Genomic DNA, 14,327 nt, shown 5'->3' with positions numbered 1-14,327 from the left:
AATTCCCAAGTTACACTACTAATTCCCACCAGTAAGAATAGAAATCTTAAAGTACCTAGACTATAACTATTTATCTCTTTATATATCCAAACCAATAATATTATTGAGAGTAAAGCTATATTAATCCACCACCATATATTCAGACCCTTTGGCATATCTTTCACTAAAAATCCCCTAACCCTTTCTAAAAAACTATCAGCTTTCGTATATTAAGTATTCTTAACTTCTCAATCAACCCAATTAAACAACAAACATTTAAAATCCTGCCTGCCAACGCCATGGAGATCGTCCGGTAACTGAAGGAAGCCATGGATCTGCATCAGCATGGGGAATGGGGCACCTGAAATACAGATTATGCTCATTCGGCACAGGGAATCAGCCCAAGTCTTTCGATGGTCTCTGCGCCATCTTTTCCCTGAAGCCAGGTGATAACCGCCCGGGCGATGTGATCCTTCGACAGGTCGGAGCGAAAGACCGCGTAATAGCCGTCGGCCAGGGGATAATAGCCCTGCGCAATATTCTCTGCTGTGGGCGGTACTCCATTAAATGAGAGGATTTTCAGACGCTCGCCGATGCCAGTTACTTCATTCATCTGCTGCAGGTAAGTATAGAGGGTGTAGCCCAATGCAAAGCTGTTGGTCGGGCTCCCTGACAAACCGCCTTTATGGTAAAACGCCACCTGCTCCAGCATTCCCTCCATAGTAAGCTCTACATAATTATGCTGAATCTTGGGGTGCATTTCCTGATTGTTTAGGATCAGATTGTCCATTTGAGACTGGCTTCCGCTGTCGGAATTACGGCAAATAGGAATAAGTTTTCTATCCGGCCCTCCCAGCTTACTCCAGTTGGTAATCCCATAGTTCAGATATATTTCTCTGATTTGCTCCAATGTTATGGATTCCACCGGATTCTCAGCGGAGGTGATAAATATCAAAGCCTCGGCGGCAACCTTGTGGAATTCCAGTTCCACGCCTGCATTCTCCGCCTCCTCCAGTACATCGGCAGAGGCATAGGGTACGAAGATCACATCCACCTTCCCTTCAATCAAAAGACGATAGGAGGGTACGGTTTTCGATGCCTTTGTGGGATATCCGTCTGTATTGGCCCCCTCCTCGCCATACATAGCCCGGTATACAGCCTGCACGATGGAGAGTGTGGAAGTTGATCCGTCAATTATCGGATAATTCTTAGCAGTAATACCCAGGGCCGCGGCCCTGGTCGTCATTGTGCTGTCAGTATTGCCAGTAGGAGCAGGCTGCGTCGTGTTAGAGGGCAGTGTTGGCTGTTGCACTTCCGTGGTGCTGTCGATGGAACAGGCACAAAGGGTCAGCAGCATTAAGCTGGCCACTATCAGACTAATGATTCTCTGCATATGCATCCTCGACTTTCTTAGGTAGAAAATACCTATTTTTATCCGCACCATTCCTTAAGCTTTTCCCTTTCGGAATAAATTCTGTTACAGAATGCCATAAGCAAAAAGAGTGACCCTACTAAGACACCACTTGGCAACTTATAAACTATATCGAAGGACTAAGACCGCGTCCAAAATATTGACCAATTATTACAGTTAAATATCATTAATGCAAATCCTAACCTTCGAGAGCTAGGTTGATTTTGAATCCTTGTTACCTAGCCTTATGCCATATGTTATAAGAGACAATACATTAATCTCCCCGATTGCTGCAACCCTGAAGTCTGGCATCCCTCAAGTACTAGTTTAGTTTTTCAAAGGTCTCCACTATCTTCAAAACGTCATTTTCCATTTTCATATATTTACTGCTTAACAACTTATCATCTGGAATATACTGTACATCTGTTGGTGATGAAAATCCTAAGACTTCTTTCTCATTTTCATATATCTTCCACAGTCCTATTGTTTCTACGGCTGTTTTTACCTGTGTGTTCCATTCATCTTTAGATTTATCAAAAACCGTTATTTGAAAAAGAGTTCCTGCCCCATTTTTTAACCAGGTTGGCTTATGATGTATTCTTACACCAATACCGTGTACATCTTCAACGTTATATTGATCCTGCCAATAACCGGGGAAAACGAGACTAAAACCATACTTCTCATTCACGTATGTTATATCAGCACCTTGAGGATTTTTGTCACTCCCTATATTGGATGGCTGGTTTACGTTTCCAGTGTTCTCAATGTCCTTCGATACCCTTGTCCCGCATCCAACCATCGTCGTTAAACTGACGACTAATATGACTACAGTAAAAAAATTCTTTTTCACAGATACAACACCCTTCTCAAAAGAGCAGATAGACTATATAGACTAAATTATTCGTTGGACAATTGGAGCAAATAACGCAGAACATGGCCCGCTCCCAAAATACTTACCCCTTTGATCTAGCCGTTTCAGATAACGTTGAAGGCGTGATAAACGATGTCTACCCCTTTTAAGGATTGACCAAAGTGATTTCAATTCTTTCTTTGTTCTTTCCTATATTGTCACGCTTTAGCTTAATTGGTCCAATTTCCCCTGTTGTTTTTATATGTGTGCCTCCACAAGATACCTTACCAAAACCTAAAACTTCCCAATACCTTTCTTCAGCTTCTACATTACTGAAGTCACTGGTAATTGGTAGATTCAGTTCGATTAATCGATTCGCTTCACTATATAAGAATGAAAATGTTTCGGAGATATTTCCATTCCATACAAAGTCAACTTTGGCTTTAGTGTCCGAAATATTTGCCCCGATTTTCTCTGGATAACCAAAGTTCTGATAAACAAGCTCTAGGATAATTTCTGCTGCAAAGTGAAGCTTCATTATGCGATATCGTTTTTCCCAATCGATCACAATGAATTACTTCATCGCCAAGATTAATATCATACTCACCGTCTAGAGTATAAAAGATCTCTTTACCCACCTTTTCTGCACGAATAATGTTATATCCATTGATGGTTCCACAATCTGACGCTTGTCCACCTGAAAAAGCAAACGCAATCGTTCTATCTACTGTAATTACATTGTCTGTAACTGAAGTAACTTTGGCATCTAACGTGGTGCGGTATGGGTCTTCCCAAAAAAATTTCTTTACACTCATATTTCACCTCAAAATTCCTTCCTGGTTCTTAGTGAATTGATTATGTTCATTTGAAGTAGTACCTTTGTTCCGTCAATAAATAGCAATCATTATCATAAATATTGCCATTGAATATCTTCTCCGCCATTTTCAATGTTCCTTCATAATCAAAATTACACTTCTTTATAATATTCTTTGAGCGTATGTTGAAAGGAAAACAATAAGCTGAAATTGCTAACAAATGTAATTCCTCAAAACCAAATTTTATCACAACGTTAACAGCCTCTGTCATAAATCCTTTGCCCCAATAAGCTTCACCAATTGCATATCCGATCATTTTCACCATATCACATTCTCGTTTTGGGTCATCAATTAGACCTATGGAGCCAATAATTCTTCCTGTTTCTTTTTCTTCTATTCCCCACACTGTTTCCTTGTTCAGAAAAATAGCCTTCATTATTTCAAGTGTTTCTTCTTTACTCTCATGCGGCTTCCAACCTGCATTTGGTCCGACATTTGGCGTAGAAGAATAATTAAAAACATCCTCTAAATCGTTGGTTAGTAAGGGGCGTAATATCAGTCTTTTAGTCTTTAAAATTGCCATATCTATACCTCTCATTATCCAAATAACCTTTATTGTGCATAATCCTACAATGTCTTTCTTTTTAGATCCAAGGCCGTCCTGCGCAGCTTCTGATCTTTTTACCCTGTCTCCTGTATATTTGAATTTGATAATCAGCCAGTTATCTCTTTTCCTGATACAAAAACAGACTTAGAATATCCTCTTCCATGATTTTACTATTCTCCGATTTTCTACAAAACCCTTTATTTTTAGTTCTTTGAACCATCTCAAGACTTAATTTTTTCAAGGAAGAAATATTCTCCTGAACATAATATTACCCTGCTTCAAATCAGGTAGCAAAGCCGCGGATCTTAATCCCGCGGCTTTGCTACTTTTCAATGCTTCTCTATAGAGCAGCCCCCCGAGATAAAACACAACCCAAAAAAGCGCTTTGACAGCAACTTTTTGGGAAAATTCAACCTGCAGGTAGGTGAAAACCCCTTCATCAGGGAAAATTGTCACCGGCTTAAAGCCCTGCGCCTCCGGAACAGAGAGGCGGCCGGATGGTTAGGTTAAATGATAAATTTAAACCAGAATACCACGCCTTCTCCTGTGTTTTTGGCCCCATAGCTGAAGTGAAATAATTCCAGGATCGTCCGGGCAATTGCCAGCCCCAGGCCCGTGCCCTTAGTCCTTCCCCGCGACTCATCCCCTTTTTTATAGGGCAGCCAGATTTCTTCAATCTTTTCCTCAGGAATATGGCTGCCGCTATTAAACAGCGAAAAGGTACCGGCACTGATTTCCAGCCCGATTCTTCCCCCTTCCGGGGTATTATCCAGAGCGTTGACCAAAAGATTATCAATCACCCGTTCCATTAAGGAGGGGTCTGCTTTGACTACTGCCTCCCCTTCCAAACTTATCTGAATGAGCTTTTCAGCACAAACCTGGCGGTAACGATCTATGACCTGAGTACACACTGCTTGAAGTGAAACCTCCTCGGATTTTATTGGCAGCAAACCGGCTTCTAATCCGGACAACTCCAGGATTTCCCGGATAATCTCATCCATCCGCTCCACATTGGTTTGGATGCCCGCCGCATAGTGCTCCCTCTTTTCCGTCCGGACATTTTCCGTGAGATTCTGGGCATAGCCGGAAATAATACTGAGAGGGGTTTTCAGATCATGGGCCAACGCGCTGGCGGTATCCCTGCGGAATTGTTCCAGCTCCTCCCGCTGGCGATAGGTTTTATAGGTTTGGCCGGCCAGTATTAAAGCTACGCTGAGAAAGGTGATCAGGCAGGCACCCCAGACAAAGACCAGGGTTTCCCGACATTCATCCCAAAGATTGACCTGGCGGGCAAAGACGGTCCAGAATTCGCTGTAATTGCCTTGGTCATCCGTCAATTTTACCGTATTTTGGTGAGGCTGGGGCCAATAGAAGTGATAGGTCAGCCCCCTCACCCTTTCGCTGAAGTTATAATCCTTATCCGGAAAATGCCGGACAGCTTCCTTTAACTTTTCCTGATCTAGAACCAGCTCACGCAGGCCGGCTGCTTCCGCCGGATCAAGAAGGCGGTTATTGGCAGGCTGAATGCCGCCATATTTGAAATAGGGTAATTTTTTGCTATTTTGCTCGTAGTCCGAAGTATACGTTATTGCCTTTAAGTGTGTTCCGCTGCTTGACTTAAGCTGCCCCTCTTCGTCGAAAGTGTTTGCATACATAGGCACCACTTTAATTTTCTCGGGAATAATCATTTCATTATCCACCCAGAGTCCCTCCAAATCGAGAGAATATCCGGCCAGATCACCAGCCTTTTCCGCCTGAGGCCGGGCGTTCAGATAATTTTCCAGTTCCGACGTCTCTTCTTCACTAAACCACTCCCGGGGGTTTAAATAGCCATACCCGTTATAATTTTTACTGCCTTCACTATATTCTGTATAGCTGCATTCCCAGTAATCGTTGGTGTTGTAAATCAGACTGTAATCCCCTGAATAGAGGGCGGCTTCTGCTCCCGAATAGCTTATGAAAGAAATTTGTTTCGCCAATTCCTTTTTCAGCTTCGCCGTATCCCTCCCTGGCCCACTGCTCTCCGTGGTGTCCCCCAGGATATCTTCAACCCTGTTATTGACCTGCAAAGCAAGGGTACCCAGCTGTAAGACGTTTACTTCCTTCTCCCTGGATATCAGAAACAGGCTGAAAGCTGTCATCAGCACCAGGTAAGTGGCCATTAATGTCCCCACGATGCGGAGATAGATTTTCCTCTTTATCTTATTTCTCTGCACTGCTATCCCTCCAATTTGTACCCTCGTTTAATGACGGTTTTAATTTGCCTTGCAGCCTCCCCCAGGGCTTGGCGCAATTTTTTCACATGGTTGTCCACGACTCTGTCATTCCCTGCAAAGTCATAGCCCCAGATGCGGATGAGCAGGCTTTCCCGGCTCACGATCCCGCCGCGGTTCTCCAGGAGTACTTTTAAAATGGCAAATTCCATGGGAGCCAGAACTGCTTCATGGTCATTGACAAATACCTGACAGCGAAAAAGGTTCATCCTGATGCTGCCGGCTGAAATCATCTCAAAGCTGGCCATCCCTTTAGCCCGTCTGAGCAAAGCCGTAACCTTGGCGTACAGCTCCGCCAGGGAAAAGGGCTTAACGATGTAATCATCACAGCCCAGGTGATATCCCTGTAAGCGGTCCCGCTCCTGATGTCTGGCCGTCAGAAAAATTATGGGCACATTGCTTCTTTGCCGGATCTCCCGGCAGATGGTAAATCCGTCTACCTCCGGCAGCATTACATCCAGCAGCACTAAATCATATTCCTGCTCAAGGCATTTCTGCCGGCCTTCCTCCCCGCTCTGGGCCGAATCCAGCCTGAAGGTCCCGCTGCTTTTCTCTGTAAAATAATCGGTGATGATTTCCCGTATCTCTTGATCATCTTCAACTAACAGCAACTTAATCGTCATGTTCCCACCTCTAAGAATAGGTTACCATACCCATCTATCTTTCTTGTATCCTTGTTAAACTTTTTTTGAGTGAGGACAATCATTCCATTGAGATTGGTGCGCTTCTGCCGAGGGTGGAACGAAGTTTCAGAAAAATTCAGACAAAACGTCTTGACAAACATTGCCAATATTATATTCTTATACTAGACTATATCTACTATAGGAGAATGTCTTATGCTTGATTTTAACAAATGCCCCTGTTCGGGTAATAACCTTGACAAATTAGTTCAGCCAACGATTTTAACGATTCTTGCTCAGGAAGACCTTTACGGCTATAAAATTGTCCAACGAATTGCGGAATCCCCAATGTTTAAAGGACATAAACCAGATGGAACAGGTGTTTATCGCACACTTAAAGCCATGGAGCAGCGGGGTTTAGTAATCTCATCCCGGTCTTTGACGGATACAGGACCAGCAAAAATTTTTTACCATATTACGAAGGAGGGAGAAGAGTGCCTTTCTCACTGGATTAATACCTTGGAAGAATACCGTCAAATCATTGGAATGATGTTAGCGGAAGTACACAATGTATGCGCTAAAATTAAGCGCAGTACAGACAATGTAAATTTAACACAAGATTAACTATTAAAACGTTAATGATGTAGAAAGGTAATTTCTAAAGTGAAAAACGGGAGGGATTAATGTGTCCATTTCCAATCTATTATTATCTGCTCAAGAGGGAAAGCTTTTAGACCAAAAAGATGCTATTACACTATTGAATGTTGATTACTATTCTGAAGACTTTTACAAGCTGCTAGCTACTGCAAATTACTTGTCTCGTACTGAATACGATAATAAAGGTTTGATTTTTGCTCAAATAGGCATAAATGCAGAGCCTTGTTCAGTAAACTGTAAATTTTGTTCAATGGGACAAGACCACTATTCCCTACCAGTTACACAAAGAAAAAACATAGCGGAAATATTATCAGAGCTGGATTTATTGCTTACCAATGGTATTAATGATTTTTTCTTAATGACAACGGCAGATTATCCAATCAACGATTTTATGGATATTGCAAAAATCGCAAGAAAGAACTTGCCTGACAATATTAGATTTGTTGCCAATATAGGAGATTTTGTTCATGAAACGTCAAAAAGGCTTAAAGATATTGGTTTCACAGGAGTTTATCACATCAACCGCTTAAGAGAAGGTATTGATACTACCTTAAAACCTGAGACTAGGATAAATACTCTTAATGCAGTTCGCGATGCTGGTTTGGAATTGTACTATTGTGTCGAGCCTATCGGACCTGAGCACTCCTATGATGAATTAGCAGCAGAAATGATTAGAGCAAGGGATTATGATGTTAAAGTTATGGCAGTTATGCGACGAACCCCAGTCAAAGGAACCCCTTTATATGAAAAAGGGCAAATTTCTGCCATAGAGTTGACCAAAATTGCCGCAGTCGCTCGATTAGTAACTCGCCCGCAGAGAGCTATGAATGCTCATGAGGTTACTCAAATGTCGCTGTTAGCTGGTGTTAATCAGCTTTATGCAGAATATGGGGCCAATCCAAGAGATACTGAATCCCAAACTGAAAAGAATAGAGGTTTCTCGGTTACGCAAGCTCGGAACATGTTGTGGGAAGCCGGTTATAAGTAATTTTCATCCCCTCTATTCTCCATGCTCCTAACCTCAAGCATCACCTACGTATAAAATTTGCCCAAGCAACTGTTCTCATCTTCCGGAATTCCCAGCAGGAGAAGAGCCTAGTTGTAGGTCAAATTCGCCCACGTCGGCGAATTTGACCTGCCTTCCCCCGGGCCGTCAGCGAATAGTTTATCTCCATACTCTTTATAAAGCTGCATCAGCTTGTTGGCCCTGCGCTGGGAATAGCTCACCGGCACCACCAAGCTCATGTGCATTTTTATTTCTCTCTGATCAGAGTCCCAAGTAATAATCTCCCAACTCTGTTAAGCGATTGGGGGATATGGCCACGTGATTCTTGTTCCGTAATATTTGAATACAGAAATTCCAAATATAAAGCTGCCAAAGGGTTATTCCTCGTTTTTCGCTGTAGTAAGCTGCTTCCTCTGTAAGATAGGGCTTCAAGTTACGGAAGTCCAAGTAATAAACTCGATTATCTTCTAGGCGAAAGGCAAGAATCGAATGGTCAGCATTGTTCAATATCGACACTTGAACCGTCGTTAGTTCAATACGCCCACACCCTCTGGGAATTAACTTAGTCTGTGGCGTACAAACAGTCACAGTACTTCCATCGTTTAATATGCCGTTAAACATTATCCGTTTCCTTGGAACTTGGTAAAGGTCAGTTTTCAGATACTCTTCTAATTCTTTTACGACCTTTTCTATTAGTGGAATACTCATATATACCACCCCCTATATCCTATCTATTATGGCACCTACCCTCGCTGACTCACAGCCTCTCTCTATCTTCCCATGCAGCCTCAGTCAAAAATGTAGATGTATTTGAACAACCTTACTCAAAGCATATGTGTTCAAACCCTCATCTGTGACAAACTAAAAAAGAGCCTTTTACGGCTCTTTTCCACGTAGCAGTCTGAATTCTCCATTACTGGTTTGGGTATCCAGCCAGAATGGTTATCCCGCTGGCCTAATGAATTATCCGGCGGGGAATTGCAAAGGTTTAGTGTCGTCCGGGCTTTAAGTCCGGAAACAAAATTCCTGATTGCTGATGAGATGACTGGCATGTTTGCTCATGTGGGGGAGAGAGCAATACCACATTATATTGAGAGGATATTTTCCATTACGAAAAAACCTTGAAAAATATCTATGATCTTCCAAGGACAAAACGCCCACAGCCATTGCATGATTCTCATGACTCAGCTCCTTGGGTTTTGCTCTGCGAAACGGTTATAATGAACACGCAAAATGATCAAACTCCTCTGTCCATTTTTTGTAAAATTGATTATTGGTCGGAAAGTGTTCTGCTCCCGCTAATTCAATGTACCTCTTTTTCTCTGATCCTAACTTACTAAAGGTTTTTTTGGTATATTTTACAGGAGTCATTCGATCAGATCCAGGTTGAACAACTAATACTGGAAGTTTAAAATCGTGATGAGGTATGTCTGGTTTACTCTGAGTTACTAAACTTGCTGCTCCTTTAAGGGAAATATGTGTACCTGCTTGTGGATCCTCCTTAACCAATGAATTCATTTCACTGGAATCAGAAAGTGTATCATACGAAACTAACGTATATGTCTTTAGTCTGAAGTTCCCCATTACCGAACCTAGAATCCTAAAGACGGGAATAAGCAGATATGTAAAGTTCTTTGTATTAGTTTCATTTAACATAAATTCTTTGTCGCTAAAATCCCATAGACACCAGCAAGCAAGTGCATCTATTCCCCCAAAACGGGCCGCTGTTGCATAAGCTAACGGACCTCCCATACTCGCTCCTCCTAAAATAACCTTTCCACTGAACCTCTGTTTTGCATAATTTATTGTGTCGGAAAGGTTTTGAAGATGAACATCCCACTCGAAATCACCCTTAAGTCCCTCACTATATCCAAATCCTTGCAAGTCAGGAGCAATAATGTTGTACCCCTTTTCCCGTAGTGGAATCAAAAAAGGCAATAGCAATCGTGCATACCCCGCAATTCCATGAGCAAAAATTAACGTTGGACTATTGGGGTTATCAGCATCATAAATCTCTATATGTAACTTTCTGTTATTCGATATAATAGTCTCTTCAGTCGCATATTCACTCCATTTGCTAATTAGTTCCGCCCCAAACCAATTCTCCATATAGTTCTTCCAAAAATCTTCACCTGAATATTTCACAAAAAGCTCTCCTCGTAAATTACTTTTAAGAAATACTTGCAAGGGATTACATATATACGACTAATATCTTTAACATCGTTAATCGTTGCTTTTCCTATCTCCATCTTTATTCCCTCCATAACAAATCCTCTGCTAGACATAAGAATACCCCTTTCCATGATTTTACTATTCTCAAGTTTTCTATACCCTTTCACTTCTTCTGCGGGTGTAATTTTCGTCACGGAAATCTGCGGGTCATCGTATGCCACATTGTTGTAGATATGCTTTCCAATAAATAGGGTACCTTCAACCGTAACCCATGAATCCGTTTTCAGCTCGGCAGCCTTAGCATAGTTGCAGATCAATCCGGAAAATCACTCCCACCCGCTCAGCGGGTGGTTTGCTCTAGCCTTATAATTATACTCAGACATTGCTGCGCCACCAATGATACCGACGCAAATGCTGCCCGATGCCTGGGACTCATTGAGATTGGTGCTTTCTCCGGAGGGGTTTGCTTCCGTTCTTTGAGAGCCCGATCCGGCGTTATGTACCAATGCACCGCTGACCGGGGTAAGCACACCCGCCACCGACAGTAAGATCGCTACAAAGTTGATTGCCATGGACAGGACGATGTTGAATTTGATCGCTTCCCATACCGCCCATTGCCACGCCTACATTGGCAATTTTAAGCGCAGGCGCGTCGTTGACACCGGACTGCGGGTTCTTGTGGACCCGCGGTTTTTTGAAAAATTAGGGGCTGATGCTTAGGAACTCTGTTCGTTTGCAACAGCCCCATTATTAGAGTTTTAAAACCTGCTGTGATTAGCTAATCGCATATCGGTGTAGGAATTACTGCCGGGAAGGTTAACAGCACTTGAACCAAAATAGTCATTTTTTCTTGAATCTTTGTGAATTGACCTTCTTCAAAGGGTCCTCCCTGTAATGCCACCCGGTCGAGTGCTTCATCCATTTCATTGATTTGACTGAATAAAAGTGAAACTGTCGGTAATGTGTTCAGGAACTCAGTGCTGATTTGGTTAAACTCAGTTAAATCACCGCAGATCAGCTTATCTTTGGGGGCAAACCCTATAGGAAGCGGTGTGGTGCTTAAAAACTCATATTCTAGCTGTTGCCCAAAATGGGTCGGTGGTACTATAATTGTCGGACCGAGGTTAAGAACACACGACCAGGGCACATCAACGAGAAAATCATTAATGGTACCTTGAACCGTAGATGAATTTTGAGCGATTGCATGGCAATATTGAATGTCTTTGCGCACAAAGCCGGCTAAAAACAATTTGGGAGTATCTCGTGGCACACCGGCTACTGGAGGCGGAGAATTGAAGAAACGGCTTTGAGTTATTTTAAGGCGCTTTTTAATATTTTTTATTTCTAGTGCTTTTACCGGTAAGGTAATAATTGCTTCGGAAGCGATTGATGCAGTTACTATTACCGTATTAGGCGTTGGTTGAACTACTTGCAGAGGGGTGCACGTCGGAAGGCTTGAAGTGATTGGAATAACCGGATTAGGGGTAACCGGCACGGGTTGTTGAGGACATACCGGAGTTGGAGTTTCAAGCGCCCAACCGGGGACAAATGTTGATGTTGGACAGCACTTTGAACATTGATAAACATTACTCAATTTTACATCTTCCTTTCATATTTGCATATATTTTCCATGTGGTTACATAACATCTTATGTACAACTAGCAATTTTGGTGAGGACATACAAATTTTGAACTACATAAATTAGGAAGTAGGTTTGAAGCAAAGGTCATTTAAAATATAAACCACAAAAAAGAGCCTGATGAGGCTCTTTTTTATATATTTCATGTAAGATTGTGACAAAATTATATTCTCTATGGAAGCGACCTGTTGTTGGAGGCAGATACATGGCAATGTCAGAGGCACTCCCCCCAGGAAGACTACAGAAACAGCCTTGGCCATGACCATGGCTTGCCCGATATAGGTTGTGCTGATGGCCAATCCGATGAGAACCTTTAAAGCCACTTCTCCTTTAATAGCTGCCACATAACGCAGTAATCGTCCATACGCTCCCATTTGTAATCCTTTCTTTGTGCGCCTGGGGCGCAATTATTCAAAAAATCTCTTAATGGACCACCCTTAAGTAAAAATAAAAGACCATGAAGTCGACTCTACGAGTCAAACCTCCACGGTCTTGGCAAACACCTTCATGGTCTTGCTAAGCAAGTATCATCTTTTCTTTCTTGAGGTGTATTCTCTCATCATTTGCTAAATTCCTGCTAAGCCAAAACAATTTTATTTCTAACCTTCCATAAGACCTTCAGGGATTTACATGCAAAAAGCACCGCCAATAGCAACCTAGATAATTTACCACCTTTCATGGGTAGCGTAGGTCTCAACCGTCGTCATATTCGTCCTGGGAACAGGCGGCCACTCTTTAAGCCTTTCCACCATATTTCCAGCAAGCTCCCTCGCGTCTTCGCTGCATTTCTCCTGCACCGCCGGATCAAGTCTGGCCAGTTGGCAGAGGGCTTCCAGCAGCTCTTGGAATGCATCGGCGATAGTTTGGCGGCAAGCGGTGCATTTTTCTTCATACTTCGTGGAAAAGGCTTGGGAGGCCACAGTTTTTGGCCTGCTTATTGGTTTGGCGGTTTTTTTGACGGTTTGATATTCTATCTTGATTTCCCCGGGATTATTGGGCAGAGGTGTGACTTGAGCCGGCTCTTTCTCCGGGGTGGTTTGCTTCTGTTCTTTAAGAGCCCGATCCAGTTCTCCTGAGGTCATATTCTTAACATCATGCTCCAGGATAAATTCCTCCCGCTCATCTTCCGGAATTCCCAGCAGGAGAAGGGCCTGGTAATAGGTCAAATTCGCCAGTACTGGCGAATTTGACCTACCTTCGCCCGCGCCGGCGGCGAATAGTTTATCTCCATATTCTTTATAAAGCTGCATCAGCTTGTTGGCTGTGCGCTGAGAATAGCTCACCGATTCCACCAGCCATTTCCCCCATTCTCCATGGGGGAGCAAATCCTTAGCCTCCTTCAGGCGCTTGCCTATCTCCAGGGCATTGGTAAGCATGGTTTTGCCAGTCTCTTGTTTGATCCTATTAATCTCAGCCGCGATGGCCAGAGGAGTACGTTCAGTGCTGAGTTCATCCATTTTGATTCCCGCCTTTTAATAGCTTTTAGGACAGCATACGCAGGCGAGTTTCAAATGGTGAAAGCTTGGCTATGACCCGGCAAATCACCTTCCAAAATTGGAAACTTGGTTACAATTCCGGCTAAGATCATGTCCGAAGCAAGCAACATCAGCTGGTTCGGACATTCTTTATATTTCAGGGGTAACCTCCAGTGATACAAGTTCATAGTATATAGGGACATGCCGGACAGCCGGTTTGTCAAAAAGCTTAGAAAGGAGCAAACAAATGTCAATCATCGTTGAAGCTTTGAATTCTGCACTGATAGCCATTTACCAAAGCGGATCTACTCCCGCCGGAAGCCCGGTGACCAGGCAAAAAAGCTTGAGCTATGTGCGGGCGGATGCCTCCGAAGAAGCCCTTTACGATGTGGCTCAGGCCTTATTCAGTCTGTCACAGCAGCCATTGCAGGACGTGCAATTAAGAAGAAATTTCAGGCTGATAGAGGAGTAAACCTTTATGAAAATCCAAAGAAAAGGAGGTGAACTTATGGCTACAACAAATACCAAAGTGATCAGGTTAAGTTTTGCCACCGAGGGGGGAAAGACGTTTTCAATCACAATTCCTACTCCCCGGGAAGACCTGAATCAAGCTGAGGTCCTGGCCGTCATGAATACGATTGTCTCAAGCAATGTTTTCCTGACGACCAGCGGTGCCCTTACAGGTATACGGGACATCAAGGTCATCGGTACTGTTACCGATGATTTATTTGACCCGCCTCAGGCTTAAACACCAGCCTTGATCCCACTCTGGCGCAACCCCAGTAACTAATAGGTAAAACTTGTCGTGTCGCAAGGGTCATAG

General features: G+C 43.1%; 17 protein-coding genes and 2 pseudogenes. 5 read left to right on the top strand and 14 right to left on the bottom strand.

What is annotated here, in order from left to right; translation table 11 throughout:
- Window positions 1-358: 358 nt before the first annotated feature.
- The 6 genes from BLS16_RS02340 to BLS16_RS02310 all read right to left on the bottom strand — a co-directional run bounded on the left by BLS16_RS02340 (window position 359) and on the right by BLS16_RS02310 (window position 6,558).
- On the bottom strand, window positions 359-1,372 hold the full coding sequence (locus BLS16_RS02340) for a PstS family phosphate ABC transporter substrate-binding protein (RefSeq protein WP_092329912.1): 1,014 nt from the start codon (window positions 1,370-1,372) through the stop codon (window positions 359-361).
- 340 nt (window positions 1,373-1,712) lie between these two features.
- On the bottom strand, window positions 1,713-2,240 hold the full coding sequence (locus BLS16_RS02335) for a hypothetical protein (protein WP_092329346.1): 528 nt from the start codon (window positions 2,238-2,240) through the stop codon (window positions 1,713-1,715).
- A gap of 166 nt (window positions 2,241-2,406) precedes the next feature.
- Window positions 2,407-2,808 (bottom strand): alanyl-tRNA editing protein, encoded by a 402-nt coding sequence (locus BLS16_RS23980; RefSeq protein WP_207649718.1) that lies wholly within the window; start codon window positions 2,806-2,808, stop codon window positions 2,407-2,409.
- Between the two features lie 293 nt (window positions 2,809-3,101).
- Window positions 3,102-3,638, bottom strand: coding sequence for a GNAT family N-acetyltransferase (locus BLS16_RS02325; RefSeq protein WP_092329343.1), 537 nt, complete (start codon window positions 3,636-3,638; stop codon window positions 3,102-3,104).
- 530 nt (window positions 3,639-4,168) lie between these two features.
- Window positions 4,169-5,878: a sensor histidine kinase gene (locus tag BLS16_RS02315; RefSeq protein ID WP_092329338.1), complete on the bottom strand. Its 1,710-nt coding sequence runs from the start codon at window positions 5,876-5,878 to the stop codon at window positions 4,169-4,171.
- Window positions 5,879-5,880: 2 nt separating this feature from the next.
- A complete protein-coding gene (locus tag BLS16_RS02310; RefSeq protein WP_092329336.1) occupies window positions 5,881-6,558 on the bottom strand; it encodes a response regulator transcription factor in 678 nt (225 codons plus the stop codon).
- A 213-nt stretch (window positions 6,559-6,771) separates the two neighbouring features.
- On the opposite strand from BLS16_RS02310, the gene BLS16_RS02305 reads away from it, so the two are divergent.
- Window positions 6,772-7,179, top strand: a complete 408-nt coding sequence (locus tag BLS16_RS02305; protein WP_092329333.1) for a PadR family transcriptional regulator — start codon at window positions 6,772-6,774, stop codon at window positions 7,177-7,179.
- Window positions 7,180-7,240: 61 nt separating this feature from the next.
- Complete coding sequence (locus BLS16_RS02300) at window positions 7,241-8,200, top strand: biotin synthase BioB (RefSeq protein WP_092329331.1); 960 nt, start codon at window positions 7,241-7,243, stop codon at window positions 8,198-8,200.
- Window positions 8,201-8,310: 110 nt separating this feature from the next.
- On the opposite strand, the pseudogene BLS16_RS02295 reads toward BLS16_RS02300, so the two are convergent.
- Together BLS16_RS02295 and BLS16_RS02290 are read right to left on the bottom strand one after the other, a co-directional pair.
- Window positions 8,311-8,451 (bottom strand): annotated as a pseudogene (locus BLS16_RS02295) (DUF3102 domain-containing protein); the annotation flags it as partial.
- 28 nt (window positions 8,452-8,479) lie between these two features.
- Complete coding sequence (locus tag BLS16_RS02290) at window positions 8,480-8,926, bottom strand: hypothetical protein (protein WP_092329328.1); 447 nt, start codon at window positions 8,924-8,926, stop codon at window positions 8,480-8,482.
- Between the two features lie 213 nt (window positions 8,927-9,139).
- On the opposite strand from BLS16_RS02290, the gene BLS16_RS24930 reads away from it, so the two are divergent.
- Window positions 9,140-9,343, top strand: a complete 204-nt coding sequence (locus BLS16_RS24930; protein WP_486598905.1) for an ATP-binding cassette domain-containing protein — start codon at window positions 9,140-9,142, stop codon at window positions 9,341-9,343.
- Between the two features lie 90 nt (window positions 9,344-9,433).
- Here the strand turns inward: BLS16_RS24930 and BLS16_RS02280 are convergent, their stop codons facing one another.
- From BLS16_RS02280 to BLS16_RS02260, 6 genes and pseudogenes are all read right to left on the bottom strand, one after another.
- A complete protein-coding gene (locus BLS16_RS02280) occupies window positions 9,434-10,363 on the bottom strand; it encodes an alpha/beta hydrolase (RefSeq protein WP_092329326.1) in 930 nt (309 codons plus the stop codon).
- Window positions 10,360-10,707, bottom strand: a complete 348-nt coding sequence (locus BLS16_RS24150) for a TIGR03943 family putative permease subunit (RefSeq protein ID WP_242876162.1) — start codon at window positions 10,705-10,707, stop codon at window positions 10,360-10,362. The genes BLS16_RS02280 and BLS16_RS24150 overlap by 4 nt, the downstream gene beginning before the upstream one ends.
- 168 nt (window positions 10,708-10,875) lie before the next feature.
- Window positions 10,876-11,053: pseudogene (locus BLS16_RS23975) on the bottom strand (heavy metal translocating P-type ATPase); the annotation flags it as partial.
- Between the two features lie 115 nt (window positions 11,054-11,168).
- Window positions 11,169-11,984, bottom strand: coding sequence for a CsxC family protein (locus tag BLS16_RS02270; RefSeq protein ID WP_092329323.1), 816 nt, complete (start codon window positions 11,982-11,984; stop codon window positions 11,169-11,171).
- Between the two features lie 107 nt (window positions 11,985-12,091).
- Window positions 12,092-12,403 (bottom strand): hypothetical protein, encoded by a 312-nt coding sequence (locus BLS16_RS02265; protein WP_092329321.1) that lies wholly within the window; start codon window positions 12,401-12,403, stop codon window positions 12,092-12,094.
- 291 nt (window positions 12,404-12,694) lie between these two features.
- Window positions 12,695-13,486, bottom strand: coding sequence for a DUF3102 domain-containing protein (locus tag BLS16_RS02260; protein ID WP_092329318.1), 792 nt, complete (start codon window positions 13,484-13,486; stop codon window positions 12,695-12,697).
- A 265-nt stretch (window positions 13,487-13,751) separates the two neighbouring features.
- On the opposite strand from BLS16_RS02260, the gene BLS16_RS02255 reads away from it, so the two are divergent.
- The gene (locus BLS16_RS02255; RefSeq protein ID WP_092329315.1) at window positions 13,752-13,976 is read left to right on the top strand and encodes a DUF1659 domain-containing protein; all 225 of its coding nucleotides are present in this window, start codon (window positions 13,752-13,754) and stop codon (window positions 13,974-13,976) included.
- A gap of 36 nt (window positions 13,977-14,012) precedes the next feature.
- Complete coding sequence (locus BLS16_RS02250; protein WP_092329910.1) at window positions 14,013-14,252, top strand: DUF2922 domain-containing protein; 240 nt, start codon at window positions 14,013-14,015, stop codon at window positions 14,250-14,252.
- The last annotated feature ends 75 nt before the right edge of the window (window positions 14,253-14,327 follow it).

The organism is Desulfosporosinus hippei DSM 8344, assembly GCF_900100785.1.
GTDB lineage: Bacteria > Bacillota > Desulfitobacteriia > Desulfitobacteriales > Desulfitobacteriaceae > Desulfosporosinus > Desulfosporosinus hippei.
The sequence above is the reverse complement of the archived record's forward strand: the minus strand, read 5'-3'. Positions and strand labels throughout refer to the sequence as shown.